This is a genomic window from Mesorhizobium sp. M1307, from assembly GCF_040318155.1.
In the GTDB taxonomy this organism is placed as follows: Bacteria; Pseudomonadota; Alphaproteobacteria; order Rhizobiales; family Rhizobiaceae; genus Mesorhizobium.
This window is the reverse complement of sequence record NZ_JAMYLR010000047.1, coordinates 18,303-43,762: the sequence shown is the minus strand read 5'-3', so window position 1 is coordinate 43,762 and position 25,460 is coordinate 18,303. Positions and strand designations below refer to the sequence as shown.

Annotated in this window: 24 protein-coding genes, 9 pseudogenes and 1 other annotated feature; of the genes and pseudogenes, 21 read left to right on the top strand and 12 right to left on the bottom strand. The window is 60.4% G+C overall.

What is annotated here, in order from left to right; all coding sequences use genetic code 11:
• Window positions 1-114: 114 nt before the first annotated feature.
• Window positions 115-330 carry a hypothetical protein gene (locus NKH16_RS30120; RefSeq protein WP_352877045.1) on the top strand — a complete coding sequence of 72 codons (216 nt, stop codon included), beginning with the start codon at window positions 115-117 and terminating at the stop codon, window positions 328-330.
• Here the strand turns inward: NKH16_RS30120 and NKH16_RS30115 are convergent.
• Window positions 320-1,174, bottom strand: coding sequence for a hypothetical protein (locus NKH16_RS30115; RefSeq protein WP_352903282.1), 855 nt, complete (start codon window positions 1,172-1,174; stop codon window positions 320-322). The genes NKH16_RS30120 and NKH16_RS30115 overlap by 11 nt on opposite strands.
• A 2-nt stretch (window positions 1,175-1,176) precedes the next feature.
• On the opposite strand from NKH16_RS30115, the gene NKH16_RS30110 reads away from it, so the two are divergent.
• From NKH16_RS30110 to NKH16_RS30100, 3 genes and pseudogenes are all read left to right on the top strand, one after another.
• On the top strand, window positions 1,177-1,467 hold the full coding sequence (locus NKH16_RS30110) for a hypothetical protein (protein ID WP_352903280.1): 291 nt from the start codon (window positions 1,177-1,179) through the stop codon (window positions 1,465-1,467).
• A gap of 372 nt (window positions 1,468-1,839) precedes the next feature.
• A pseudogene (locus tag NKH16_RS30105) lies at window positions 1,840-2,112 on the top strand (type II toxin-antitoxin system RelE/ParE family toxin).
• Window positions 2,113-2,189: 77 nt separating this feature from the next.
• Complete coding sequence (locus tag NKH16_RS30100; RefSeq protein ID WP_352745273.1) at window positions 2,190-2,411, top strand: HigA family addiction module antitoxin; 222 nt, start codon at window positions 2,190-2,192, stop codon at window positions 2,409-2,411.
• Between the two features lie 210 nt (window positions 2,412-2,621).
• Here NKH16_RS30100 and NKH16_RS30095 read toward each other — a convergent pair.
• Window positions 2,622-3,098 (bottom strand): annotated as a pseudogene (locus NKH16_RS30095) (transketolase-like TK C-terminal-containing protein); the annotation flags it as partial.
• Window positions 3,099-3,185: 87 nt separating this feature from the next.
• Between NKH16_RS30095 and NKH16_RS30090 the strand changes: the two are divergent.
• The 3 genes and pseudogenes from NKH16_RS30090 to NKH16_RS30080 form a co-directional block, all read left to right on the top strand.
• Entirely contained in the window at window positions 3,186-3,440 is a 255-nt protein-coding gene (locus NKH16_RS30090; RefSeq protein WP_352903278.1) for a type II toxin-antitoxin system VapB family antitoxin, read from the top strand.
• The gene (locus tag NKH16_RS30085) at window positions 3,440-3,892 is read left to right on the top strand and encodes a type II toxin-antitoxin system VapC family toxin (RefSeq protein WP_352903276.1); all 453 of its coding nucleotides are present in this window, start codon (window positions 3,440-3,442) and stop codon (window positions 3,890-3,892) included. Before NKH16_RS30090 ends, NKH16_RS30085 begins: the two co-directional genes overlap by 1 nt.
• An 11-nt stretch (window positions 3,893-3,903) precedes the next feature.
• A pseudogene (locus tag NKH16_RS30080) lies at window positions 3,904-4,257 on the top strand (SOS response-associated peptidase family protein); the annotation flags it as partial.
• A 316-nt stretch (window positions 4,258-4,573) separates the two neighbouring features.
• Here the strand turns inward: NKH16_RS30080 and NKH16_RS30075 are convergent.
• Window positions 4,574-4,957 (bottom strand): isocitrate lyase/phosphoenolpyruvate mutase family protein, encoded by a 384-nt coding sequence (locus NKH16_RS30075; RefSeq protein ID WP_352903274.1) that lies wholly within the window; start codon window positions 4,955-4,957, stop codon window positions 4,574-4,576.
• Between the two features lie 543 nt (window positions 4,958-5,500).
• Window positions 5,501-6,658 carry a Fic family protein gene (locus NKH16_RS30070; protein WP_352903272.1) on the bottom strand — a complete coding sequence of 386 codons (1,158 nt, stop codon included), beginning with the start codon at window positions 6,656-6,658 and terminating at the stop codon, window positions 5,501-5,503.
• A gap of 433 nt (window positions 6,659-7,091) precedes the next feature.
• On the opposite strand from NKH16_RS30070, the gene NKH16_RS30065 reads away from it, so the two are divergent.
• Window positions 7,092-7,346, top strand: a complete 255-nt coding sequence (locus NKH16_RS30065; RefSeq protein ID WP_352638206.1) for a DUF982 domain-containing protein — start codon at window positions 7,092-7,094, stop codon at window positions 7,344-7,346.
• 350 nt (window positions 7,347-7,696) lie between these two features.
• On the opposite strand, the gene NKH16_RS30060 is transcribed toward NKH16_RS30065, so the two are convergent.
• Window positions 7,697-8,152, bottom strand: a complete 456-nt coding sequence (locus NKH16_RS30060) for a Ros/MucR family transcriptional regulator (RefSeq protein ID WP_352903270.1) — start codon at window positions 8,150-8,152, stop codon at window positions 7,697-7,699.
• A gap of 219 nt (window positions 8,153-8,371) precedes the next feature.
• Window positions 8,372-8,512 (bottom strand): SAF domain-containing protein, encoded by a 141-nt coding sequence (locus NKH16_RS30055; RefSeq protein ID WP_352837629.1) that lies wholly within the window; start codon window positions 8,510-8,512, stop codon window positions 8,372-8,374.
• A 93-nt stretch (window positions 8,513-8,605) separates the two neighbouring features.
• On the opposite strand from NKH16_RS30055, the gene NKH16_RS30050 reads away from it, so the two are divergent.
• Genes NKH16_RS30050 through NKH16_RS30020 form a run of 7 tightly spaced genes read left to right on the top strand, consistent with a single transcriptional unit; the run spans window position 8,606 to window position 16,268 of the window.
• Window positions 8,606-9,811 (top strand): ROK family transcriptional regulator, encoded by a 1,206-nt coding sequence (locus NKH16_RS30050; protein WP_352837642.1) that lies wholly within the window; start codon window positions 8,606-8,608, stop codon window positions 9,809-9,811.
• A complete protein-coding gene (locus NKH16_RS30045; protein ID WP_352903266.1) occupies window positions 9,808-11,067 on the top strand; it encodes a M20 family metallopeptidase in 1,260 nt (419 codons plus the stop codon). Before NKH16_RS30050 ends, NKH16_RS30045 begins: the two co-directional genes overlap by 4 nt.
• 33 nt (window positions 11,068-11,100) lie before the next feature.
• Window positions 11,101-12,162 (top strand): substrate-binding domain-containing protein, encoded by a 1,062-nt coding sequence (locus NKH16_RS30040; protein ID WP_352621947.1) that lies wholly within the window; start codon window positions 11,101-11,103, stop codon window positions 12,160-12,162.
• Between the two features lie 60 nt (window positions 12,163-12,222).
• Entirely contained in the window at window positions 12,223-13,284 is a 1,062-nt protein-coding gene (locus NKH16_RS30035; protein WP_352903264.1) for a substrate-binding domain-containing protein, read from the top strand.
• Window positions 13,285-13,319: 35 nt separating this feature from the next.
• On the top strand, window positions 13,320-14,294 hold the full coding sequence (locus tag NKH16_RS30030; RefSeq protein WP_352678478.1) for an ABC transporter permease: 975 nt from the start codon (window positions 13,320-13,322) through the stop codon (window positions 14,292-14,294).
• 12 nt (window positions 14,295-14,306) lie between these two features.
• A complete protein-coding gene (locus NKH16_RS30025) occupies window positions 14,307-15,506 on the top strand; it encodes an alanine racemase (protein WP_352903262.1) in 1,200 nt (399 codons plus the stop codon).
• 9 nt (window positions 15,507-15,515) lie between these two features.
• Complete coding sequence (locus tag NKH16_RS30020) at window positions 15,516-16,268, top strand: ATP-binding cassette domain-containing protein (protein WP_352745716.1); 753 nt, start codon at window positions 15,516-15,518, stop codon at window positions 16,266-16,268.
• Window positions 16,269-16,372: 104 nt separating this feature from the next.
• Here the strand turns inward: NKH16_RS30020 and NKH16_RS30015 are convergent.
• Window positions 16,373-17,794 (bottom strand): annotated as a pseudogene (locus NKH16_RS30015) (transketolase-like TK C-terminal-containing protein); the annotation flags it as partial.
• A pseudogene (traG, locus tag NKH16_RS30010) lies at window positions 17,764-19,203 on the bottom strand (IncP-type conjugal transfer protein TraG); the annotation flags it as partial. The pseudogenes traG and NKH16_RS30015, both read right to left, overlap by 31 nt.
• Before the next feature lie 487 nt (window positions 19,204-19,690).
• Here traG and NKH16_RS35110 point away from each other — a divergent pair.
• Window positions 19,691-19,924, top strand: a complete 234-nt coding sequence (locus NKH16_RS35110; protein ID WP_502901454.1) for a type II toxin-antitoxin system VapB family antitoxin — start codon at window positions 19,691-19,693, stop codon at window positions 19,922-19,924.
• A 77-nt stretch (window positions 19,925-20,001) separates the two neighbouring features.
• Here the strand turns inward: NKH16_RS35110 and NKH16_RS30005 are convergent, their stop codons facing one another.
• On the bottom strand, window positions 20,002-20,259 hold the full coding sequence (locus NKH16_RS30005; RefSeq protein ID WP_352903260.1) for a hypothetical protein: 258 nt from the start codon (window positions 20,257-20,259) through the stop codon (window positions 20,002-20,004).
• A 233-nt stretch (window positions 20,260-20,492) separates the two neighbouring features.
• Complete coding sequence (locus tag NKH16_RS30000; protein ID WP_352903258.1) at window positions 20,493-20,792, bottom strand: DUF1236 domain-containing protein; 300 nt, start codon at window positions 20,790-20,792, stop codon at window positions 20,493-20,495.
• A gap of 497 nt (window positions 20,793-21,289) precedes the next feature.
• Here NKH16_RS30000 and NKH16_RS29995 point away from each other — a divergent pair, with 497 nt between their 5' ends.
• Window positions 21,290-21,616, top strand: a complete 327-nt coding sequence (locus NKH16_RS29995) for a hypothetical protein (protein ID WP_352903256.1) — start codon at window positions 21,290-21,292, stop codon at window positions 21,614-21,616.
• A 197-nt stretch (window positions 21,617-21,813) separates the two neighbouring features.
• Window positions 21,814-22,021 (top strand): annotated as a pseudogene (locus tag NKH16_RS29990) (IS66 family transposase); the annotation flags it as partial.
• A 384-nt stretch (window positions 22,022-22,405) separates the two neighbouring features.
• On the opposite strand, the gene NKH16_RS29985 reads toward NKH16_RS29990, so the two are convergent.
• Entirely contained in the window at window positions 22,406-22,957 is a 552-nt protein-coding gene (locus NKH16_RS29985; RefSeq protein ID WP_352748879.1) for a hypothetical protein, read from the bottom strand.
• A 143-nt stretch (window positions 22,958-23,100) separates the two neighbouring features.
• On the opposite strand from NKH16_RS29985, the pseudogene NKH16_RS29980 reads away from it, so the two are divergent.
• The 3 pseudogenes from NKH16_RS29980 to NKH16_RS29970 all read left to right on the top strand — a co-directional run.
• Window positions 23,101-23,607, top strand: a pseudogene (locus NKH16_RS29980) (IS3 family transposase); the annotation flags it as partial.
• Window positions 23,221-23,337: a sequence feature (AL1L pseudoknot), on the top strand. Its footprint overlaps the pseudogene before it by 117 nt.
• Window positions 23,608-23,997: 390 nt before the next feature.
• A pseudogene (locus tag NKH16_RS29975) lies at window positions 23,998-24,216 on the top strand (tyrosine-type recombinase/integrase); the annotation flags it as partial.
• Window positions 24,217-24,330: 114 nt separating this feature from the next.
• Window positions 24,331-24,474: pseudogene (locus NKH16_RS29970) on the top strand (transposase domain-containing protein); the annotation flags it as partial.
• A 27-nt stretch (window positions 24,475-24,501) separates the two neighbouring features.
• On the opposite strand, the gene NKH16_RS29965 reads toward NKH16_RS29970, so the two are convergent.
• Window positions 24,502-25,284, bottom strand: a complete 783-nt coding sequence (locus tag NKH16_RS29965; protein ID WP_352452176.1) for a cysteine hydrolase family protein — start codon at window positions 25,282-25,284, stop codon at window positions 24,502-24,504.
• Window positions 25,285-25,460: the final 176 nt, after the last annotated feature.

The window sequence follows — 25,460 nt, the reverse complement described above, 5'->3', positions numbered from 1 at the left end:
AGCAACCGCCCCACCTACTGACAAATAGGAAGGCATTCCTCGCAGAGTCAATTCGCTCTTGACATTTTTGTTCCCGTTTTGTTCACTTAGCAAAGGAGGTTTGGAGCAACGGCCATGGACCACATTGTGAGACTGGACAGCCGCCAGGAGGCTGCGCTGCAGGCGACCGCCGACAGATTCATAGCCCAGCACAAAGGCGACGCGGTGAAGGCGCTCAAGGAAATGATCGTCCTCAATGGCCATCTCCAGGACCGTCTTGACGAACTCTCGGCTCCGCGTCGGGCAAACATCAGGAGGAACGACAATGGGCACTATTCGCCTAGACGCTGAAGCCAGAGCTGAACTTCATTCTGAGGCGGTCAAGCTCATCGCCCGATACGACAGCCCGCTTGAGACCGTAAAGGCGCTCATGGCTTATAACTGCGAGCTTGAGACTCAAATTCTGGCCCTCGCTCACCGGCATCCCGGACTGGTGGCGCTCGGTTACGACGACACGCCGCCAATCTTGGGATGAACCATGACCGTCGGAACGGCCCTCATGCCGCCGGACGGGTATGGTGATGACGGCAAGTGACTCAGCACGTTCGAAATGCAACGAGCCCGGACGATTCGCGACAAGTATGCCAACCGGGGCCGAGCCAGCCGGTGACGCCAGCTCGCTTCTTTTCAGCATGACCGGGTCGAGTTGACCATGCAGGATCTTATCAGCTTTTTGGAAGCCAACTCCGCGCTGATGCTGGCCAACCCGGCCGCCTTTGCCAGTCTTGCGGTTCTTTTCGGAGGAGGCGGATTTGCGGTCGGCCGCTATTTGTTGACCGAGCGTCTGGCCAATCTGGAAAGCCGCATTGCCAGGCGTGACGAGGAAATTGCTGAGCTGAAGACTGGGAACAAAATGCAAGATGACGAGCCGCCCATGGTGCCTATAGTCGGCACTGCTGCAATAGGTCCAATCAGTCGAAGCGACCCGGTAGCTCTGGCCATCGGACGAGCCCAACGCATCGGCCCGGCAACCACAAATGGAAGACGACGAGCATACTGAGGGCCGGCCGTCCTCTGCAAAGAAGCGCGGAAAATGATTGTTTACTGCCTTCGACCCACGATAGCCGCAGCCTTGGCCAATCACTATCCAACTGAATACCAGGGCGAAGGCCAGATGCCATGCACCGAGTGACACCAATGACTCGCCGATCTGTTGCTGAAGATCTCGAAATCGCAGCTCAGCGCATAGCCGAAATGTCTCGCGCGAACTTGCAGATCCTTCTGCGTCGCGCTGCTTTGATGCTCCGAAACGTCGGTGGCGTGCCGCTGGAGCCCGCGACCGCAGATGCACTCGATTCCATAGCGGCCGAGATGAAAATCGGCAGGCCAGACCTTATCCAGATCATCTTGGGACAATGGCTGGAAACGAATGCCTATCTGCCGGTTCGGACGATTGACGAGGAAAGCGAGACGGACGGGAGCGCGTAGTTATCCTCAGCTAACCTCGACGCCTGATCGCTGAGCGATTTTCCGTGTCTTTCGAAGTGTCCTGTTCAAAGCGACCGAGAAGGGGAACGCGCAAGCTTCGTTCCCGTCCACATAGGAAGCGAAAACGCGAACGAGGCGGACAAGGACAATCTGAGCGGTGTCGTCATCCTGGTTCCCTTGAAAGCCGAAGCGGCGTCGTGAAAGGGTGGCGAAATTTTGTGCTCGCGTTCGACTATCAAGTTGAAATCGGCAATTGGCGTCCGGCCCAAAGCCAGAAGGCGCCCTGCCCGCGGCGATCCGGTGAATCAGTCTGTTGGGAATGAGCCAAGTCGTTTCGGTATCATGCGATGATGCGTTTGCTGGAGGCAGCAGTTGATACGTTCGTTCAAAGACAGAGCCAGCAAGGCCGTTTCGGAAGGCAAAGCACCGAAGGGTTTCCCGTCGGACCTCGTCCGTCCACTCAGCGGAAGCTGTTCATGATCGACAACGCTGCTGAATTGGCGGACCTCAAGACGCCGCCAGGTTGAGGCGCTGAAAGGCAATCGTGCCGGTAAGCATTCGATCCACATCAATGATCAATTCCGTGTCTGCTTTCGGTGGGTAGATGGGGCGGCAGAGGATATTGAAATCACCGACTATCACTGAGGATATCGTGACCGCCCATGCCCTAACGCAAACAACCTACGCAAACCAACGCATCGCTCACTGCCAGGAGCTTCACAATGTTGAACCTCGACACCCCGATCCATCCAGGAGAAATCCTTCGCGAGGAATATCTCGCACCGCCTGGCCTGAAGCCCTATACGCTGGCGAAGAAGCTGCATGTACCGCGCACCCGCATTGAGCGCTTGACGCACGAGGCGACCCCGATCACTCCGGATACTGCTCTGCGCCTGGCCAAGTTCTTCGGCACCACGCAGATGAACATTGCAGGCCAGCTATGATCTCGCGGTCGAAGGCAGAGCGAAGCAGGCCGAGATTGCTGAGATCGAACAGCTCGAAGTCGCGGGCTGAACAGTTTTGCTATCGCGGCACCCGACTGGTGACATAGCGGCATAGAACCGACATGGCGGCGCAGAGCCATCTGGGCGAGGCCGCATCTTAGACACAATATTCGCCTTCCGGTCCGCAACAGCCGTGAATGACATCATCGGTCAATCCAGCGCGCGCAGATAGCGGATGGGGCGCCCACCAGCAATCCGCTCAGCGGCTGTGGCTATGGATTGGCGTCGATGCCGAAGTGGCGGTAAAGATCACCGATTGTCCCCGACTGGCCAAAGTGCTCGACGCCGAGACTACGCGTGCGGTGGCCGTAGATTGAGCCCAGCCAGCCGTGTGCCGCTGGGTGGCCGTCTGCGACGGTGACGATCGCACAATGGGCTGGAAGGTCGGCGAACAGCCTTTCGACATGGCTTCTGGCATGAACAAGGCCGCTCACGTGCGCGACTTGCCGCCGTCCAGCCTGCGTTCAACCGGTCGGCCGAGGTCACCGCCAAAAGACCGACGTCGCGACGATCCTCCGCCATCATACCCACCGCCTCGATGGCTTCCGGCGCGACGGCTCCTGTATAGGCGACGATCACCTCGGGATTCGGACCCGGACGCCGCAGCCAATAGCCGCCGTATAGAATAGTACGCCGCCCCGCGCCGTAGCGACCGAGCATTGAAAAAAGCTACACAATAGCGTAATGAATGGATACGCGGTTGGAGCTACACACATGACCTTGAACATCCGAAACGATGAAGCTGACAAATTGGCGCGGGAGCTTGCCCGCCTCGACCGCACCAATATCACCAAAGCGGTGATATCCGCTCTCCGCGAGACAATCCGAAACCGGATGCACAAGGAGCGGCCGCGCGAGACTGCACAGAAGATTCTGGCAAAACATGGCCTGTCATTCCAACCTGGTCGAAAGCCGGTCCCACAAGAAGCCTATCGCGACCTGGATCACGATCTGCAGGGCGACGAATAATGTTCGTCGATGCCTGTGCCATCGTGTCGATGATGGCTGGCGAGGATACGGCCGATAGCTATGAAGTCGCCTTGCTGGAAGCGCCCTCCCCCTTCACATCGACGCTTGCCGCGTGGGAGGCGATTATTGTTCTATCCCGGCCGGACCAGCTGAATTGCCCGTACAGCGCCGCCGAGGCCGTCGTGGTCGAATGGCTGGAAGCCAGAAGAATCGCGCTTCGCGAGCCAGGATCGCCGCTGCGGGTACTGTCCTATGCCGTCGCGGTTGCCGAAAAACACGGAATTGGCAAACGCTACCTCAGCAATTTCGATTGCTTTCACTACGCCTATGCCAAGACGATGCGCGCGCCGCTGCTGACGCTCGACGGGCTCTTGTGCGAAACCGACGTGAAGACCCTGCCACAACGGCGCTTTCCGCGGAAAAAAAGCCGTAGCCGGAACGCGCGCCCATAGGGCGCTGTGTGTATGCCATTGCGATGAAGTCGGGGGAGCCGTTCGCCTTGGCGGCGCTCTGGGAGAATTGGCGCGACCCCGCTATCGGCGGCAACATCCGCTTCACGGTGCTGACCTGTGAGCCGAATCCGCTCATGGCGACGTTCCACAACCGTGTGCCGGTCATACTGGCGCCCGAAGAATACATGATTTGGCTGACGGACCCCGAACCGGAACATCTCATGAAGGCGTTCCCAGAAGAGCTGATGACCATGTGGAAGATTGACCGCGACGTCGGCAACCCGAGAAACCGCCGCCCAGTTCAACCTCGGTGCTGTCCGGAACGAATTGCAGCATGCGCTGCGCCAAGCGGCGAAGAAGCATAGGATCGGATTCAAACCGATTCGCCGAAGTATTCAGTGGAGCTCTGACCAGAGCGCAGCCTAACGTCCCACGAAGGCCCGCGGCTGCATAGGCTAACTTTCTTGAATTGCGCATAATGCCTGCTCTCGACCTCGTAGCGAATCTAGAAGACAAGCTTGAGGCTACGGAGAGAGTTCCAAGTCGGAGTGGTTTCCAATTCGGTGAAGTCACCAGCCGCGATCTCCTGGCATGTTTTCAACAGCGCTCCGGCGATTGCGCGGGCAAGCGAACCGCCCACACTTATTCGCAGTACGCCAGCCTCCGCAATCTGATCAAAGGTCAAGCCGGGTGCACCATGGCCCACGAATCGGCAATCCCTTCGGGGGTATCGGCGTATCCGTTCTCCAAATCCGTCGACACCGGAATATCGGTCGAAGCTGCTATTTCAGCAGCGTAGGTCAAGCTTTCAGCGCGGCTGACCTCCCGCGTTCCGTCTTTCTTGCCTTTCGATAAGGCGTAGTCTGAAGATGTGGTTGCCAGCGCCTTCAGCCCAACCCCGTCATTATTGGAGCGCCGGCAATGTCCCATCGATTTGGAATGACAAAACAGCCCGTTTTGTGAAGAGCACGAAAACATTCGACTTTTTGGGATCGACTTATCGTCAGTGGCGTTGCCTTTATCTCCCGGCGCCGCGCAATTGGAGCGGCGCTGCTGAGGAGGCAAGCAACGATGCTGCAAACCTATAGTCGCGACGTCGCGGAGATCGACAATGCGAGGCGATCGTCTCGATCACTTGCCACACTCTTGCAGCGCTCTTCCAAGTTCCTGTCGTCGTCATTCTCGTTTTGGACGGCAAAGTGGTTTCCGTCGAGAAAGTCGGCAACGTAGCACTCCAGGAAGCAGAGATCGAGGCGGCTCAATCGTCGCTGGCAACGGGACTTGTCGTGAGCGCCGGAGTCTATCCGGCGTTGACCTCCCGCTTTGACTTTTGACCCGTGAAAACAACGGCAGGAGGTCCCCGCGCCGCGATCGGGCTCGCATTCGAACGCCCGCCGGTTCCACCCAGATGCGCTCGCCGAACGCGTCTGGAAGGGCACGCTGGCCCAATACGGCGGCCGTCTGCACCACCAGGATAACGGGAAGACCGAGGTTATCGTCTTCGACTATGTTGATGAGATGGTCCCAGTGCTGGCGCGCATGGCAGCAAAACGGCGAACGGGATATCGGACGCTCGGCTATAGGGTTGAGTGCTCCGCCGGCGGCCGCTCATCGGCTGAAGTCCAGTTCCGTTCCGGTTCGCAGACGTTCCATATAGGCGCGATATGCGAAACTGCGGTCGCGCTTCTTTCCCGTCGTTTCCACGAGGATACCGATTTCGGCCAGCACCTCGATGGCGCGGGCTGCGGTCGGTTTGCTCGTGTCGAGCAGCTTCATCGCCGATGCGACGGTCACGATCGGATGCCGCGGAAGCCGCTCGAACAATCGAAGAGCTGAAACGGATACGGATTCGACACCGAGCAGCCGCGTGCGATCCGCGCTGACGAGGTTGAACAATTCACGCGCCGAGCCGACAGCTTCATCGGCGATCGTGGCGATGCCATCGAGAAAAAAATCGATCCAGCCCTCCCAGTCGCCCACTAGCCGCACGAGATTGAGGCGCCGGTAGTATTCCTCGCGATGACGCTTGAAGAAGAGGCTGAGATAGAGAAGCGGAGCCCTCAAGAGTCCCCAGTGTTCCAGCAGGAGGGCGATCATCAGGCGCCCGATCCGCCCATTGCCATCGAGATAGGGGTGAATGGTTTCGAACTGGGCATGCAAGAGACCCGTCCGCACGAGCTTCGGCAGCTGGTCGTCGGCGTGGATGTATTTCTCTAAAGAGCTGAGAAGCTGAGAGAGTTTCTCGGAAGGCGGCGGAACATAAGCCGCGTTCCCGGGACGGCTTCCGCCAATCCAGTTCTGGCGCTGCCTGCTTCCGCCGCGCACGCCGCGCATCAACCGCTTGTGTGCTTCGTTCAAGAGCCGCAGGGAAAGCGGCAGACCACGCTTCGACGCGAGCTGGTTGCGCGCGTAGGCAAGGGCGTCGAGGTAGTTTGTCACCTCCTCGACATCGGCGTTGGGTTGGGGCTGTTCCTCGGCTTCAAAAGCGAGAAGGTCGACGAGCGATGCTTGCGTGCCCTCGATCTGAGACGAGATCACCGCTTCCTTGCGCACGAAGGCGTAGATGAACCAGTCGAGCGAAGGCACCATCTCGCCCGCCAGATCGAGTCGGACAAGCGCCTGCTCGGCTTGCCCAAGGCGTCGTTCGAGCTTGGTGTCGATGACAAGCACCGGCCGCACGGGCGGCAGATCGAAGGGGACGAAGGCATCAACCTTCTCGCCGCCTGCGGTCACGCTTTCGTACCGGCCTGTTGTGCGCTTCGGCATGACTTGGCGGCTCAACCCGGGGGGACGACGTTGTTCCAACGGCCGGACGCAAGGAACGCTTATGTTCTCTGTCGGCCGCGCTAAAGAACGAACTCTTTACTAGTCAGAGTTCTTAGTCAATAGATTGTTCCTAGTGGTTTCCGCCTGACATAAGAGTCCCGGGTGGGATTCCCTTTTGCCTGTGCGCATGCGAATCTGGCGCATGCGCACTGGAATATCTCTCACCGTTTCGCCTTCATACCAAGGGTACTTGATCGTTGATTCGTTACCTTTTCCGTCCCAGGCGATCTTGCACCAGAATTGAGCCTACCGGTCGAGCGTCGATCGCGGCGGCAGCTTCTGGGCCAAGCGGGATGCCTTCTGTTACTTGCCGACGTTTGCTGTGGCGCAAAGGATCCGCAGAAGCTAACATATCTTGTTCTTGGAGGCTGTCGTGCGTACGAGACGTTTCAGAAAGCCCGTCGTCGTTCAACCCGGCCGGATCGATCGCGACAGAGTTGTTGCGTCGGTATCCGACGCGGCCGAAGTTCTGCTGAGGGATTGGCCGAGGCCGGAGGGCAAGTCGCGGCTCGCCGCAATCGAAGCATGCCTTGCCGTAATCCGTGGAGAAAAACCACCAAGGATAGCGCGCCAGGCATTCATCGCTGCTGCCAAGGAGGCCAGGATATTGCTCGGGGAAGAAATTTAGGCTTACCCAGCACCCGTATGGCCATGCCCTTGAAGCAGGGAGCGCTGCTGGATTCAGCGGCTTTGTTGCTTTGAGGCATCGCGCAGAGCGTGATGTGTCGATGTAGTGCGATTTTATCGATATGATTTGATTGGCTGTCGAGGGCGACGATGTATCGGCTCGATTTGTCGATCGCACATTTCGACCTCTCCTGCCCGCGTCAGGATACGAGGACGTGAAGACGCAAGCCGTGCTGAAGCTTGTGTTGTGGCGTGAGCGGCGCTTACTGAACTGCGAAGCCAGGCAGCTCATTCCCAGCCACGCCACCTGGACCATCTAGACCTGACGGCATGGCCCGAATTCGTGCACTGTCAGGCTTTGGCCTTGCGCTTTGCTGGTGCTTTCTTTGGCGGCGTTTTGGCGGCCGCCTTGCGGCCGAGACCGGCAGCTTTGGCAAGCGCAGACCGCTGAGCCGCATAGCTGGGCGCTACCATAGGATAGTCCCACGCCAAACCCCACTTGGCTCTGTACTCATCAGGTGTCATGCCAAGCAAGCCCAGGTGGCGCTTCATCGACTTGAACTTGCGCCCGTTCTCAAGGCTTATGATGTATTCGGGAAAGATCGACTTCTTAGGATTCACCGCGGGCGTAAGTATTGGCGATCGTGCAGCGACCGGCTTAGCCAGGCCAGACAACGCAGAATTAACGCTGGCGATCAAATTCGGCAGATCCGCCACGGGCGTTGCGTTGCTCTGGACATAGGCTGCGACGATATCTGCTGTCATCCCTAGCAGATCAGCCCTTCTCTGCCCAATTGCTTCATCCATCAAAATCGTTCCCTTGTTGATCTCCGGCGTTCCTATTTGGAAAATTCGGCCTGCGCAATTGCAAACAACGATTATTTGACACTAGATTACTTCAAGGACCGACTACGGTATACTGACGCCTGGCTCAGAAGAAAATGAGATCAGTCGGCCCGCTCTCGACGGTCGACCCCAAGTACATCACGCACGGGCATCGCCGTGCGCTTCGAGAGCGGGCGCAGTTCAAACTTCGCGCGGACTTTCAAGGTTGTGAACATGCACATGGTCGCCCGCGACGACCGGAGCTGTAAGGCGACCGATCACGTCTGCGTACTTGCGCACCTTGGAGCTTGCCGCGAGATCTGCAGCGCGAGCTTGTGGCACAAACCCCTTTTTTGAGCGGCCAGTTGACTGCCGTCCAAAATGATTATTAAGTTCGGTGACAGAACGAATTAATCGGAGCTGCTGTTGAACGACGTGCCGCGCATTTCTCGTCAGTTCTCGCAGCGCTCCGTCATGGAGGCGATCGTGCAAGGCGGGCCGATCTCGCGCGCTTCAATCGCAAAGCAGACCGGCTTGTCCAAGCAGACAATCTCCGAGATCGTCAGGACACTTGAGCAGGAAGGCTGGGTGCAGGAGACAGGGCGCACGAGCGGACATGTCGGACGCACGGCTGTCACTTACGAACTCGTATTTGACGCGGCCTACATCGCGGCCGTCGACCTCGGCGGCGCCAAAGTCCGGGTCGCCCTCACCGATCTTGCCTGCCAGATATTCGCGGAGGAAACGGCGCCGACCGATCCTCGGGGCGGACAGTTCATCGTCGACCAGATCGTGGATCTGGCGCTTCAGGCGGCCGAGAGGCACCGAATCTCGCGCACAAAGATAAGGCTGGCGGTGATTGGTGTTCCCGGTGCACCCGACAAGAAGACGGGCCGCGTCCTGCTTGCCCCGAATATTGCCGGCTTTGGCACGATGAATGTCGTTCGCGCTTTCGAGCACGCATTCGGGTTTCATGTGATGATCGAGAACGATGTCAATCTGGCGGTGCTCGGCGAGAACTGGCAGGGGTGCGGCCGCGGTATCGACAATCTCGCCTTCATAGCGCTGGGTACCGGTATCGGCAGCGGCCTCATGGTTGGAGGCAATCTGGTGCGGGGCGCCAGCAATGCCGCCGGCGAGATGGGCTTTTTGCCGATTGGCGCCGATCCTTTCGCGCCGACATCGTTGCGCGCCGGCGCTTTCGAGCGCGTGGTCGCAACCAACGCCATGGTTGAACGCTACGCAACGCTGACGGGCAACATCGTCAACGTGCCGACGATTTTCCACAGTGCATTGGCTGGAGACAGGCATGCCGCGACGGTGCTCGACGAAACCGCGCGCTACCTCGCACAAGGCATTGTGGCCATAGCGGCAATTGCCAATCCGCAAAAGGTCGTCCTGGGCGGCTCGATCGGGCTGCGGCCGGAAATCCTGTTGCGCGTTAGGGACCTGCTGCCGCGCTGCTTCCCCTACCCTATCGCCGTTGAGGCCAGCGAACTGGGGTCGCGGGCAGCGCTCATCGGCGCTGCCGCCATCGGGCTCAGCCAGTTGCACAACACACTGTTCGGCGTCGACGCGCCCGACGGACGCATTTCGCTTCCCCCAGCCAGTTCGGCCGTGCTGCGCGAGGCCACGCTATGACTGCCTTAAAGGACATCACCGCCCGCTTGCGCGCCGCCCTCGATTGCGACGCAGCGGTGGAGCTTCTGCAGCGGGCAATCGGCCGCGAAAGCATAACCGGTCACGAAGAAAACTTTGTCGCCTTCCTTGAAGACCGGATGCGCGTGCTTGGCTTGAGCGAAATTCGGCGTGCGGAATTCGCGCCCGGCCGGCCCAACGTCTGGGGTGAGCGCAAAGGTGCTGGCGCCGGCAAGCGGCTGCTCTTCATCGGCCACACCGATACGGTCCATGTCGAGGGCTGGCGCGAGCACTGGGCTGGCACCGCCAAGCAGGATCCGTTTGCCGCGCCAATGATCGACGGGCAGATCTGGGGCCGCGGCGCCGGCGACCTCAAGGCCGGCATCTGCTCCGCGCTGTCGGCACTCTCTCTGCTCGACACAGCCGACATCCAACTGGCCGGCGACGTTGCGTTTGCCTTCGTCGGCGACGAGGAGAGCGGCCAGCCTGGAACCGGCGTCTCCGCCGGCATCAAGGACTTCGTCGGCCGCATCGAGAGAGGCGAAGTCGTGGCGCCCGATTTCGTCGTCTATGTGGAGCCTACCCGCCTTTCGGTTTATCCGGCCCAAATTGGGTTCTTCATTACCGACATCACCATCACCGGACGATCAGCCTATTTCGGCGTACCCGAACTCGGCAAGGATGCCTTGCGTGCAAGCCACGCCGTCATGAGCGCGCTGTGGAAGCATTCGGAAGATGTTGCAACACGAGCCGAGCACCCGCTGATTGGGCGTGGCTTCCTGCTGATCATCGGCCTTGCGGGCGGCGGCTACATCGCGGTGCCCGAACGCTGCACGTTGTCGCTGATCCGCAAGCTGTTACCCGGCGAGTCGCTGGACGAGGCCGCCGCCGAAATCGAGGCAGTGGTGCGCGGCGCCATCGCCGATCCCGAAATCATGTTGGCGTTCGCCTATCCGGCCGGCCGCGATCATCCGCTCGGGGGTAACGCCGCCGAGATTGCACCTGACAGGCCGGAGGTCGGCGCTCTTGCTGCCGCCATGGCCCGATCGATGGCTGGTCGCGGCGCCATCGAAGGCGCGCCATTCTGGTCAGAGTCATCGTTTTTCACCAACCGGCTCGGCATCCCCGCCGTGTACTGCGCGCCAGGCGACATTCGCAACTGCCACACCTTCGACGAACACGTCGATGTCGAGGAATATCTGGCGGGCATCGTAGGCTTCGCCCGGTTCATGCTGGAGTATTGCGGCGTTACGGAATGAAGGACAACTGAGAGCGAAAATGGGAGAAAGACCATGCTGATAGACAGACTTGTTGCTACAGCACTTGCAGGCAGCCTTATGCTGTTGGCCGGCGGAGCCGGCGCACAGACAGTGGGACCGAGCGGCGAGACGGCGACACCCAGCGCCGAGGTTAGATTGTCGGACGCGGACCTGGCCGCAGTAAAGGAGAAGGGCTACAAGGCCGCGCTGCTGTGGCACACCTCCTCCGACTTCACCAATGCGGTCACGTCCGGTGCCAAGGATGAATTTGCCCGTGCCGGCATTCAAATCGTCGCCACCACCGACGCGGGCTTTGACGCCGCGCGCCAGCGCAGCGACATCGAAACCGCGCTCGCGGCGAAGCCAAACGTCATCCTGTCGCTGCCCCTCGATCCGGTCACTTCGGCCGAGGCGTTCCGTCAGGCGCTCACCGACGGCACCAAGCTGGTATTCCTTTCCAATCTGCCGAAAGGCTACAAGCACGGAACCGACTATGCCGCCATCGTCACTGACGACCTGTTCCAGATGGGCAAGCAGGCGGCCGATGCACTGGCCAAGGCGCTCGATGGCAAGGGCAAGGTCGGCTACATCTTCCACGACGCCAGTTACTATGTGACGAACCAGCGCGACCAGGCTTTCAAGACAACGATCGAGAAGGATTATCCCGGTATCAAGATCGTCGCCGAGCAGGGGATCTCCGATCCGGCGCGGGCAGAAGAGCTGGCCAGCGCCATGCTCGTGCAGCATCCCGACCTTGACGGCATCTACGTCACCTGGGCCGAACCGGCCGACGGCGTGCTGTCGGCCTTGCGGGCAAGCGGAAATACCAAGACCAAGATCGTTACGCTCGACCTCGCCGAACCGGTCGCGCTCGATATGGTCAAGGGCGGCAACGTGACCGCACTGGTGGCCGACAAGGCGTATGAGCTCGGTCGCGCCATGGCCGCTGTCGGCGTCAAGGCGCTGCTCGGCCAGGAGACGCCGGCCTTCGTCGTTGCCCCGGCGCTTACCGTGACCAAGCAGAACGTTGCGCAGGGCTGGAAGGACTCGTTGAACCGCGACGCGCCGCAATCGGTGCTCGATGCGGCCAAGTGACAGGCGAATGCCCGGCGGCCAATCAGGGCCGCCGACACCATAAAAGCAAGGGGAACTGACATGCGCACAGCAATTGGAATGTTGTCGGCACTGGTAGCGCTCGTCGCCGCCAACGCCTTCGCAGCCGAGGGCACCACCACGGGACCGAACGGGGAAAAGCCGACGCCGGCAAAGAGCGTCGTGCTCACACCAGCTGAGGAGCAGCAGATCAAGGACGGCAAATACACCGCCGCGCTGGTCTGGCATGAGATGAGCGCATACACCAACGCGGTGAACAGCGGCGCCCAGGACGAGTTGAAGCGGCTCGGCATCACGGTCGTCGCTCAGACCGACGCCGGCTTTGATGCGGCCCGTCAGAAATCCGACGTCGAGACAGTACTCGCCAAAAGGCCCTCTATTATACTGTCCCTACCGGTCGATCCCGCAAGTGCGGCCACCGTATATGATCCTGCGCGCCAGGCCGGCGTGAAATTGGGATTCGTCGACAATTCGCCGGCAGGCTACGTTCAGGACAAGGACTATGTGACCATCGTTTCGGACGACCTTTTCCAGATGGGCAACAAGGCCGGGATCGCAATGGCCGACGCGCTCGGCAAGCAGGGCAAGGTCGGCTACATCTTTCACGATGCCGATTTCTACGTCACCAACCAGCGTGACGGAGCATTCAAGCACACGATCGAGCAGGACTATCCCGACATGAAGATCGTGGCCGAGGCCGGAATGGCCGACCCCGCGCGCAGCGAGGAAATCGCGCAGGCGATGATCACACAGCACCCGGACCTCGACGGTATCTACGTCACCTGGGCTGAGCCGGCGCTTAGCGTGCTGTCCACATTGCGGGGGGCCGGCAACAGCCACACCAAGATCGTCACGCTCGACCTGAACGAACCGGCGGCACTGGATATGGTCAAAGGCGGCAACGTTGCGGCACTCATCGCAGACGAAGCTTACGACATCGGCGTGACGCTGGCGCGCGCCACGGCCGCCTCGTTGATCGGCAAGAAGGCCGCGCCGTTCATCGTGGTCGATTCCCTCGCCGTCACCAAGGACACTGTCAAGGACGGGTGGAAGCGGTCGCTCAACAAGGACGTGCCCGCGACCATCGCGGCCGCCATGAAATAGCGGCAGACAATGGCGGCCCGCCGGAGGAAGTGAGAATGTCGAGTATCAACACCAGCCCCGGCCGGGCAGCGAGCTTGGTCAGCCGCTTCAACCTGCAGCAATATGTCGTCTATCTCGGATTTCTGGCGATCTTTCTGTTCTTCGCGATCGTCCTGAAGGACAGCGGTTTTCTGACCGTCCGCAACCTGTCGAACATCGTGCTGCAGACCGCACCCGTGACGATCATGGCGATCGGCCTTGTCTTTGTCATGTCGGCTGGCGAGATTGATCTTTCGATAGGTTCGATCGTTGCCGTGGCAGCCCTTGCCGCCGCGGTGGCGATAAACGCCTACGGCTTGTTGGCCGGGGTGCTGGCCGGCCTCGGCGCCGGCCTGCTGATCGGCCTGCTCAACGGCGCCCTCGTGGCTTACGTCAAGTTGCCTTCATTCCTGGTAACGCTGGCGACGCTCGGGCTGTTTGCCGGCGTATCTCGCTCGATGACCGATTTGCGGTCGATCCCGGTCATCAACAACGCCTTCACCGGTTTCTTCGGCTCGGGTTCTTTGCTGGGTGTTCCGTCTTTGATCTGGTGGACGGTCATTGCCGTTGCGATCGCGCATCTCATCTTTCGCGAGACGCGCTTCGGCGCCCATGTGCTGGCCACCGGCGACAACAGCCGTGCCGCCAGTGTTTCCGGCATCAGCGTGGCGCAGATAAGGCTGGCCGTTCTGACCATAAGCGGCGGGCTCGCCGGCCTTGCCGGGCTGCTCTATGCCGGCCGGCTGCAGGCCGCGAAATATACGCTCGGCGAAACCGACCTTATGACGGTGATAGCGGCCGTCATTGTCGGCGGAACCCTGCTTAACGGCGGCAAGGGATCGATTGTCGGTGCGCTGGTCGGCTCGCTGATGATGGGCATGCTGAACAACGGCCTCATCCTGATGGGCCTGTCCGTCTCCGACCAGATGATCGTGCGCGGCTTGATCATTCTTGCGGCGGTCGCCGTATCGCTGCGCGAAAAGTCCCGTTGAAGGAGTTTTGTCATGTTCCTCGATGTTCTGCGGCGCCGCAATCCGAGCTTTATAGAAAGCGCCATGCGCCTGCACCAGGAAGCAAAGCTGCCGGCTAATTCCTATGTGCTCGACCTCGATGCCGTCGAAAGCAACGCCCGGGTCCTGAAGCGCGAGGCCGACCGGTTCGGCCTGAAGATTTTCGCCATGACCAAGCAGGTCGGCCGCGCCAGTTCGTTCTGCCATGCGCTCAAGCATGGCGGCATCGATCAGGCCGTTGCCGTCGACATGGCCTGCGCGCGGGCAACGCACAGAGCCGGCCTGAGGCTCGGTCATCTTGGCCACCTGCAGCAGATCGCAAGGCACGAGGCCAATGCGGCGGCCAAAACGTTCAGGCCGGACTATTGGACCGTCTTCAACGACACCAAGGCTGAAGAAGCCGCTGCCGGCGCAAGGCTCGCCGGGTACACGCAAAACCTGCTTGCCCGCATCCGCGCCGATGGTGACGTTTTCTACCGCGGCCACGAAGGTGGTTTTGAGGCGGCCGATATCGCCGCGGTCGCCGAAAAACTGGATGGTCTCGACGGCGCACGGTTCGCTGGCATCACCACCTTCCCGGCGCTGTTGTTCGACCAGACCACGCGAACGGTCCTGCCGACACACAATCTGGCGACACTGGGCAGAGCTGCCGAAGCGCTCGCCAAGTCCGGCCGCAGCGACATAGAGGTGAACGCGCCCGGCACAACGTCGAGTGTCCTGCTTGGCGCGCTGGCCGAAGCCGGCGCCACGCAATGTGAACCGGGCAATGGCTTGGCCGGCACCACCGCGCTGCACGTCATGGAAGATCTGCCGGAGCTCCCTGCCGTTCTGTATTTGACCGAGGTCTCGCATTTGTCTGGCGGCAAAGCCTACTGCCTGGGTGGCGGCTTCTATATCGATCCGATCTTTCCGGACTATGAGGTGAAGGCAATCGTGTCCGCAGAACCCACCACGGCCGCCGCCGCGCTCAGAAGCGTCGAGGTGCCGCCGCCTGCGGCAATCGACTATTACGCAATGATTGACGCTAGCGGCGCCAATGCTCCACGCCCCGGCGACACGGCGGTGTTCGGCTTTCGCGGCCAGGCGTTCGTGACCCGCGCCTACGTGGTCGGCATCTCCGGTGTCTCAAAGGGGGCGCCCCAAGTCGAAACGATCGAAAACGGTTTTGGCGAAACCGCTGCCTGGCCTGTCTAGGAGCAAGTGATGAACGCGACCACGACCGGCATGCCCCCTGTTTTGCAGCTGCGCGATATCCGCAAGAATTTCGGCGGCCTCACCGCCATCGAAAATTTCTCGCTCGAGCTCTATCCCGGCGAGATCGTGGCGTTGGTCGGCGATAACGGTGCCGGCAAGTCGACGCTGGTCAAGATCGTGACGGGGGTGCATGCTCCGACATCCGGGACGATCATCATCGAGGGGCAGGCGGTGGCAATGTCGAGCGCCACCATGGCGCGCGCACACGGCATTGAGGTGGTCTATCAGGACCTGGCGCTCGCCGATCAGCAGACCGTCTACATGAACATGTTTCTTGGCCGCGAGCCGGTGAACCGCTTCGGCCTGCTCGACCGACGCCGGATGATCGACGACACCGAAAAGCTGGTGAAGGATCTCGACGTTCGCATCCCATCGGCTCACGCCACCATCCGCGATCTTTCGGGCGGCCAGCGCCAGGGCGTGGCGATCGCGCGCGCCACGCACTGGGCAAGCAAGCTGATCCTGCTCGACGAGCCAACCGCCGCGCTCGGCGTTGCCGAGACCGCCAAGGTCGAGACGATTGTTCTGTCGCTGAAGCAGCGCAATATCGGCGTGCTGATCATCAGCCACAGCCTCGACCAGGTGTTCAGGCTCTCAGATCGGATCTGTGTTCTGCGACGTGGCAAACAGATCGGCGTGCGCAAGACCAGCGAGACCGACAAGAACGAGATCGTCGCCATGATCACCGGGCTTCAGCACTAGCCCGGTCCGACAGAGGCGCGCCGTTCAGATATTGCGTTACCCGAGCAGCGAGTGGGATGATTTCAGATCCACGATCAGGCCTCGGCCACAGAATGTCGCCAGCATCAATCCAGCGCGCGCAGATAGCGGATGGGGCGGCCACCGGCAATCCGGTCGGCCGCTGTGGCTATGGAATTGGCGTCGATGCCGAAGTGGCGGTAAAGGTCGCCGATCGTCCCCGACTGGCCAAAATGCTCGACGCCGAGACTGCGCGTACGGTGGCCGTACACCGAACCCAGCCAGCCGAGTACCGCCGGATGACCGTCGGTGACGGAGACGATCGCGCAATGCGCAGGGAGGTCGGCAAACAGCCTTTCGATATGACTCCTGGCGTGAACGAGGCCGCGTTCGCGCGCGCGACTTGCCGCCGTCCAGCCTGCGTTCAAGCGATCGGCCGAGGTCACCGCCAGGAGACCAACATCGCGACGGTCCTCCGCCATCATGCCGATAGCCTCGATGGCCTCCGGCGCAACCGCGCCGGTATAGGCAACAATCACTTCGGCATTCGGACCCGGAGGCCGCAGCCAGTAGCCCCCGTCGATGATGTCCTGCTCGAGTAGGGGCGTCACGCCACGCGTTATCTGCTCGACCGGGCGCGTCGAGAGCCGCAGATAGACCGAACCGCCCGTCTCGTCGCGCAGCCAGGTGCGCTCCGACTGCACGGCGTCGCCGTCGCGCTGCATATAATCCAGCGCAAAGCGCATGATGACGCCCAACTCGTCGACGAAGGCCGGCTCGTAAGCCGCAAGCCCGTCTTGCGCTATGCCGATCAACGGTGTGGCGATCGACTGATGCGCCCCACCTTCCGGCGCCAATGTGACCCCGGATGGCGTCGCGACCAGCAGGAAGCGCGCATCCTGATAGCAGGCATAGTTGAGCGCATCGAGACCGCGCTGGATGAACGGATCGTAGAGCGTGCCGATCGGCAGCAGCCGTTTGCCGAAAATCGAATGCGACAGCCCAAGTGCCGACAGCAGGATGAACAGATTGTTCTCGGCGATGCCCAGTTCGATGTGCTGGCCGGAGGTGCCGAATTCCCATTTCTGCGCCGAGGCGATGCGTTCGCTGCGGGAAGTGTCGGTGAGTGACTGACGGGCGAACAGGCCGCGCCGGTTGACCCAGGGGCCGAGATTGGTCGAAACCGTGACATCGGGCGATGCCGTGACGATCGCGTCGGCGAGCGGCCCGCCAGCGCGCGCAATCTCGTCCAGAATTCTGCCGAAGCCGACCTGCGTGGAGACGCTGCCTTTGGCTTCCGCGACGAGACGACCAGGGACCACGATGCGCTGGGCGTGTCGGCGCCGCTGGCCCTTTGCCGCGAACGGAACGGCGTCGAGGAACCGTTGCAGCTCCAGATCCCCGACAGCCAATCCCTCGAAGGCGTCCCACTCCCGCCCGTCGCCGACCGACATCGAGGCACGAAGGACCGCCATCTGATCCCTGGTCATCAGGCCGGCGTGGTTGTCCTTGTGGCCGGCGAGCGGCAGGCTGTCCGCTCGTCATTGGTGGCGAAGCTCACCCGTACGTGACAATTGTCGAGGATGGAATTGTTCGGTCCGTAGGCCTTCTCGATCTGATTGAGCGATTGTGCGATCAGGAACGACTTGATGCCATAGCCGGCCATGAAGGCCAGCGCGCTTTCGAAGAAATCGAGCCGGCCGAGCGCCGGGAACTCGTCGAGCATCATCAACAGACGCTGTCGATGATCCTTCGCATGGAGATCTTCCGTCAGTCGGCGGCCGATCTGGTTAAGCACGAGGCGGATGAGAGGCTTTGTGCGACTGATGTCCGATGGCGGCACGACCAGATAGAGGGTCGTCGGCCGTCTCTCCTCGACAAGGTCGGCGATCCGCCAGTGGCAACATGACGTTACCTTGGCCACAACCGGATCGCGGTAGAGGCCCAGAAAACTCATGGCCGTCGAGAGCACGCCGGAGCGCTCGTTTTCGGATTTGTTGAGCAGTTCTCGGGCAGCCGACGCCACGACCGGGTGCGGGCCGGCATCGCCCAAATGCCGGGTCAGCATCATGGCGCGCAACGTCGTCTCGATTGGGCTCTGTGGATCGGAGAGGAAGTTTGCCACGCCGGCAAGGGTCTTGTCCTTCTCCGCGTAGAGCACATGCAGTATGGCGCCGACCAGCAGCGCATGGCTGGTCTTCTCCCAGTGGTTGCGGCGTTCCAATGTGCCTTCCGGGTCGACCAGGACATCTGCCACGTTCTGCACATCTCGAACTTCCCGCTCGCCTCGTCGCACCTCCAGCAGAGGGTTATAGGCCGCGGATGCGGCATTGGTCGGATCGAACAGAAGCACCCGGCCGAAATGTGCGCGCCATCCGGCCGTCAGTTCCCAGTTTTCGCCTTTGATGTCGTGGACAATTGCCGAACCCGGCCAAGTCAGCAGCGACGGCACGACCAAGCCAACACCCTTGCCGCTTCGGGTCGGCGCAAAACACAGCACGTGTTCGGGACCGTCATGCCGTAGATAGTCGTGGTCGAGCTTGCCGAGCACCACGCCATCAGGACCGACTATGCCTGCGGCTCTGATTTCGTCTCGCGTCGCCCAGCGTGCCGAGCCATAGGTCGCGGAGTCCTTTGCCTCGCGCGCGCGCCATACCGACATCCCGATCGCGGTGGCGATCGCCATCAGGCTGCCGCTTGCCGCAATCGCCGCGCCCTCAACAAAGACCTTCGGCGCGTAGGCGTCATAGAAAAACCACCACCAGAAAAATGCCGGCGGGGGATAAATGGGCTGTCCCGCCAGTTCGAACCAGGACGGACCGAGTTGGCTCTGAAAGCCGAGCCGCCATGCCGTCCATTGTGTCGCTGCCCATGTTGTCACGAGGACGAACCCAAGGGTGGTGAGGACCTGTCCCCACAAAATCTTGGTTGCCGGCACTTGTCGTTTCTCCGATCTGAATGACCCGAACAACGAAGAAAGACCGAGTGTCGAGATATGCAAGGGGAAGGAGTTGTCAAAAGCGGCAGGACGTACTGTGAGATAGAAAGACTTGCAGAATTCGATCCGAGACTTCTTTGGAAAGTATTTCATTTGGGCAGAGAGATCAGAGTCGGGTCGTTGCCATTGCGCCACCATGGAACAATCGTGACTGTTCTCATTCTGGTGGTCGTGAAGGAGATCAACTAAATCGCAGATCTGCACAACTATCCCACTTGCGCCTCGAATGGGAAAGGGGTCCGACACCTGGCACATGGAACGTCCGGCCCAGAGCCGCTCGATCTCTTGTGCCCGATCGCACTGTCTGCCGACGACCTGATCACGTGCAGCCGCACATAAGATCCGCAAATTGCAAGATGATCGCGGCTGCGGTGGCTATTTGTCGACGAAAGCCGGCTGCAGGACCGTCGCTGGTTCTCAATGGAGACTGCCGCAACCGCGCCAAAGCGCGACGTTATCGGGAACGAATCCGTGCGTTGGGTTTAGCTCCGCTTCGCAGCGCGCGCTGGAGGAGCGCCTACGTCGATTCGGATCCGACGCTCGCAAGCCGGCAATGCTGGAAGACCTAGCTGCCAGCCGCCGGCGCTGGGCCGCCCTGCCCGTGCTCAATGCTCGCAGCGCCGACGAGATCATCGGGGGCGCGGCCAGCAAGGACGCTTAGTGCGCAATCGATAGGACCTCCTCGCAACCCCGTTTGGACATGGACTTGGAATAGCTGAAAAACGCTCTCGACAGCCGTTATTTGGACTGGCGCGCGGCAGCGATGGCCTGCAAGAGATTAATGCTGCTCATGTCAGGTTGACTGGATGCGGCAACAGCCAGTGCTGCGGCATCGGCCATTTGCGCGACGTCGTCGCTGCTGATGGTTCCGCGCTTTTCCAGCAGGTTTAAAAGTTCGACAACGAGAATGAAGGCGTTCACGCCATACCGTTCGGCTCTGAGCTCGAATTCGCCCCGCGCCAGTTCCTCCGAGTCTCCCTCGACCCTTTTGTCCATGATTTGATCGCCTCCCGCGGCAAAGCTATCATAAATTAACAACCTGTTCTAACCCGCCTTCATCTGGAAAAACCCGCCGTGCCCATCAGCACGGCGGGTTGATCAAGCGTTGCCCAAGGCCTGGTGCTGGCAGATCTATAGATCGATTGCCGCCCGACAGCCTATCAAACACGCTTCGTCCCCGCGCCGCCTAACTTGGTAACGGCGGGCTTCTCCTCCCCAAATCGTTCAGGTCACTGGATGACTTTGACGATCTTGCGTGTGCCTGGATCAACGACAACGGTCCGGTTGTCGACGACGACGTAGCGGTATTTGACGTTCGGGACCTCATGAAGCTCGACTGTGTCGGGCAGGGTTGAGCCGATATTGAGCTCCACTCCAGGAATTCTCACCGAAGCGAGTGGCTGCTTTTTCACATATTCCTTAATCACCGTCTCCTGTTCCGGGTCGATCACCACGTCCTGAGCGGCGGCAGCACCGACACCAGCCAGCAGCAGAAATCCCGCGGCTGCGATGGAAAAACGCATTCTCATAGCTATCTCCTTGTGAGCTCTCTTGCACTGGACGCGAAACTTTGCGCCAAAGCTCCCCCAAACATGAAGCTTGTGCAGACGTTCCTCACTGAGCCTTCGGTCTAGCCGTGCGTGGGACCAAAGTCTTCGCTGCAGCGCGCAATAGCCCCGCACATGCAGCCACCCGGAACTGTGTCTGTTCGTACTCGTTGGCGTCGCTCAACGGAGGAGCCTATGGAGAACAGTGTCCACCAAGCTCGCTGGCTGCTTGCACCGGTTTTCGCCGTCTCCATCACCTTCTTGGTGATAGGAATGGTTGCTAGCTGATCCTCGCTAGCCAGAAATGACGCTCCAACAGCCCCGAATTTGTATCTGCGCAGAAAAGTCCCTTCCTGCGCTGATAGGATCCGCCCGCCATTCCTCGATTGGCGGACGGATCCTCATTTCCCAGCTGCGTCGGATGTCGAGTGAGTAGGAACGGAAATGGACGAGAACAAAAGCAATCGAGACTTGTTCACTTGTTCGACCGAGGCCGCCTGTCGGTCGATGCGCTTTATGAGGTGGAACATTTCGCGCGGGAAAATGGCGTGTGGCCGAGCCAGGTCAGCAAGCTGATCAAAAAGAACGGCAACGACCGTCTGACCCTCACCAAGGCAGTGAAGAGCTGCGCGATCGGCATTGAAAAACCCGCCGCACTCTGCAGCACGACGGGTCGATCGAGCGTTGCGCCGAGCACGGGCGTGGGCGCTGGGGTGGGCTGTGCCCGGTGCGGCCCGATCGTAACAAACGATACGTGCCCGGCTGCTTGGCGTCTACCAACCGCCAGTTGGGGACAATTTTCGTAGCCGGTTGGGGCGGACAATCATTGCAAATGTCCTCCTTTTACATACCGTTCACTCGTTCATCCCGACGGGCGCTAATTTTGATCACCAGTGACGGCCTTTCTGAAGCATGGGTTCCAAAAATCCCTTTCAACAGGCCGGTTTATACCCGTCCGATCCAGAGCTTCGCCAACGCGTTTTCGACCAGGTTTGGAGTGACGAGGTCGGCAGACGAACGCCGTGCGTCGCCAGGAAAGGAGCCGCGCTATTGTCGCCGATCTCGAACCTTGGCTGCGCGAGAAGCTCGGCCTGATCAGCCACACGACAAAGCTCGCCTTGACGATCCGCTACACTCTCACGCGCTGGGAAGGCCTCTCGCGCTTCCTCGACGACGGTCGCATCGAGATTGACAGTAACACCGTCGAGCGGGACCGAACAATCGACGCCCGCCTGCAGCAGCTCCATGGCAGCGCTGTGCGTCAAAACATGGGGCGCCGAAGCGTTCGAAACGCAACCGGAAGGTGCCCATTGGTCCAAGCATGGCGTCGTCAGCAGCGTGAGAGTGGCGATATCCGTGTATGACAGCAGAGTTGAAGGCACGGTCAAACACAAAAAGCCGGCGCCGTGTGGGCAAATTGGACGTCCATTGCCGCAGCAATTTCGGTCATGATGGGAGCAATTATGGCCGGGGCTATCTTTGCCTCTCCCCCCTTCCCCTGGCCTCCAGAACCTGCGAAACTTCGCCATGCGGGCAACATATCACCATGGCGACAAATAAAAAACTCGACCGGAGCCAGACGGCTGTTCTGAGGCCTACCGCTTAACGCACATCCGCGGTTCCGCTGTGCCGCAGATTTCACCTATGCCGCAATCGAGATCGCGACTGCAGGGCGGCGGCATCTGCGGCGGCTCCAGCACGATGAAGGGCGTCATCACCTTTTCGCCGGGCGCAACCAGCTGCGGTGCTGCCGCTCCGGCGGGGCCAAGCGACCGGATATAGCGGTAGAGCGAGCGCACGTCGGTTTCGTCCATCTTGCGGAGATTGTACCAGGGCATTGGCGGCACTGCGTCGAAAAAGCGGGCAATGCGCACGAACTCATCTTCGCCGTCGTCTGCCACCATGAGCCGCAGGTTGGCCGGATAGCTCGTCCCCCATGGACCCTGGAAACCGATGTTGCTGCCCTTGAGCGCCTTCTCCGGGTCGATCTTCCCGCCGCTTTCCCGATAACCCATGGTGTGACAGTCGTGGCAGCCGCCGGTAATCGAGACGTAGAGGCCGCGTTCGACCGAAGGTTCCTCGGCGCGGGCCGGGATGTGGGCGAGCGAGAAAAGCACGGCACTGCACAGCAAAACGATCGTGCGCATGGCATCCCCCGAAGCAAATGCGGAAGAGAGACTATCAAGCCTAGCATCACCCGGGCAAATGAAAACCCCGGCCGGGGCCGGGGTTCTGAGTGAAACGTGGCGGCTCGTTATCTCACGCCAGCCGCACTGGCTGGCTGAAGCGGATGGAGGTGGACAGCGGCCAACGTGCAGGGGTTCCCCACCGAAATGACGGCGCGGATGAAGGCTCTGGAGCGGGAGAACCGGGAGCTTCGGCAGGCCAATGAGATCCTGCGGAAAGCATCCGCTTATTTTGCCAAGGGGGAGCTCGACCGCCCGTTCAAAAAATGATCGCCTTCATTGATGATCATCGTGGCGACTACGGGATCGAGCCAATCTGCAGGGTTCTGCCGATTGCCACGTCCACCTATCACGCGCGTGCGGCACAGCACCACGATCCTTCCCGCCTGTCATTGCGGGCGAAACGGGATTTGGCTCTGAAGCCGGAGATCACAAGAGTGTTTGCAGAGAACTTCGCCGTCTATGGCGTGCGCAAGGTGTGGCGGCAATTGAAGCGCGAAGGCTTCGATGTGGCCCGCTGCACCATTGAACGATTGATGCGGGAGACCGGGCTGAACGGCGCCATCCGCGGCAGGCCGTTCAGAACCACGATCAGCGACAAGGCCGCGCCCGGTGACGTCGTGATCGGGCCGACTGGTGCGGTCAAGGTCATCGTGGCGACGAGGCCAATCGACTTCCGGAATTACGCTGAGCGTCTGATTATGCGGAGTCCGCAGCGGCAATTGCTTGCCGCCTGCGGTATTTGAGCAGCGATCACTCGACATAATCTGCCGATCGGCTGACGGACTTCAGCACTGCCAGCAGCCTGGCGGGAGTGCGGAAGCGACCCGACTTGAGCGACGGGGGCGCCATCGCGGCAAGCAGTCGGCTCGGCCCGCAGGTAGATTTCAGTGCTTTGGAGGCTGGCGTGACCGAGCCAGAGCGAGACTTTGCGGACATCCCGGGTCGCCTGCAGCGTGTGCATGGCGCAGGTGTGCCGTCTATGTCGACCAAGACATAAGCGGCACACCGCCGCCGTGGAATTGCTGCAGGCCGGTGTCGATTGCTCGGTCATTGCCCTGTGGCTGGGCCATGAGACGATGGAAACGACGCTGATCTATCTTCACGCACATCTTGAGCTGAAGGAATCCGCACTCGCCAAGCTGAAGCCGTACGAACGCGCCAAAGCCGAGCGATTTCGACCAAACGACCGGCTTCTGGAATTCCTGAACGCCCTTTGAGCATGAGAATTATGCCGAGTGTCAACGACTGGCCTGCGGCCAAAACGGCGGGAGAAGCACGCTCTGACCGCCATGGTGAAAGAGGCACTCGGCATAGTTCGACGGTCGCCATAAACATGCAAACTTAACGGCATCGAGCCGCTCGGCTATCTCGCCGACGTCCTCACTAGGATCGTCAACGGCTATCCCAACAGCCGAATCGACGATCTCCTGCCATGGGCCTACGTCACCGCACCCAATCTCAAGGCCGTGATCTGAATTCGGGTGATACGCGGCCTCGCCAGTTCATTCGGCTAGTTCAAGACCCCCCTGAACTCGCTCCTCGATCGCCTTCAGGAAATGGTCGGACGTCGATGTCCATCCAAAGAGTATCTGCACGAGCGTGATCGAGGCGTCATGATTGCTCCTTGAGGCATCCCAGGAGATGGGCTCGCTAGTGCAATCCGTTAGCAGTATGCAGAGATAGTCCCTGAAGAAGGCATCCCGAATTGTCGACTCCACACACACGCTGGTCGTGCATCCTGTCACGATGAGGTGTTTGATGCCTGCGGTCTTCAGAACAGAATCGAGTTCGGTCTCGTAGAAACCGCTGAACCGCGTTTTGTAGAGGACGACATCCCCTGCCTCTGGCTTGAGGTCGTTAACGATATCTGTTCCCCAGGTGTCGCGGATCAGAATCCGGCCCTCGCTACCGTCCGGGGCTGTCATGCTCTCACCGACCCCAAAGATCTGGAGATGTCGGATACGGTTGGGGGCGTCCGATGTCCCAAGGTCCGAGAGGTCGGAATAATACCCCATCTTCAGATAGACGATGGGCACTCTCAAATTGCGAGCGGCAGCTATTACGCTGGCAGTAGGGTCGACAGCCCGTTGAATCCCGGAGATATCGATTCCGGCTCTGTCGAACATTCCACCTTTGGAGCCGAAGTCATTTTGCATGTCCACCACGAGAACTGCAGCGTTAGCGGGATCAATTGAAATAGGTTGAGGCTTCGCGTCTATGACAAGTGGCTGCATTTTTATTCTCCCACCAGCATGAGGGTCGCTCTTTGCGCCCTTGGTTATCATGATCGGCCACCTACATCGCGTCAACAAAAGGGGCAGCTACATCCTGCTTGGGAGCCCCAGGAACAGCGGTTATACTGCTGCGCGGGGCAATGAAGTCGATCGGCTGACGATGCCGGAGCGTGCCGGCTTGCTCCGTTCGCGCAGCAGCGACGATCAAATCCTATCGTGACGACATC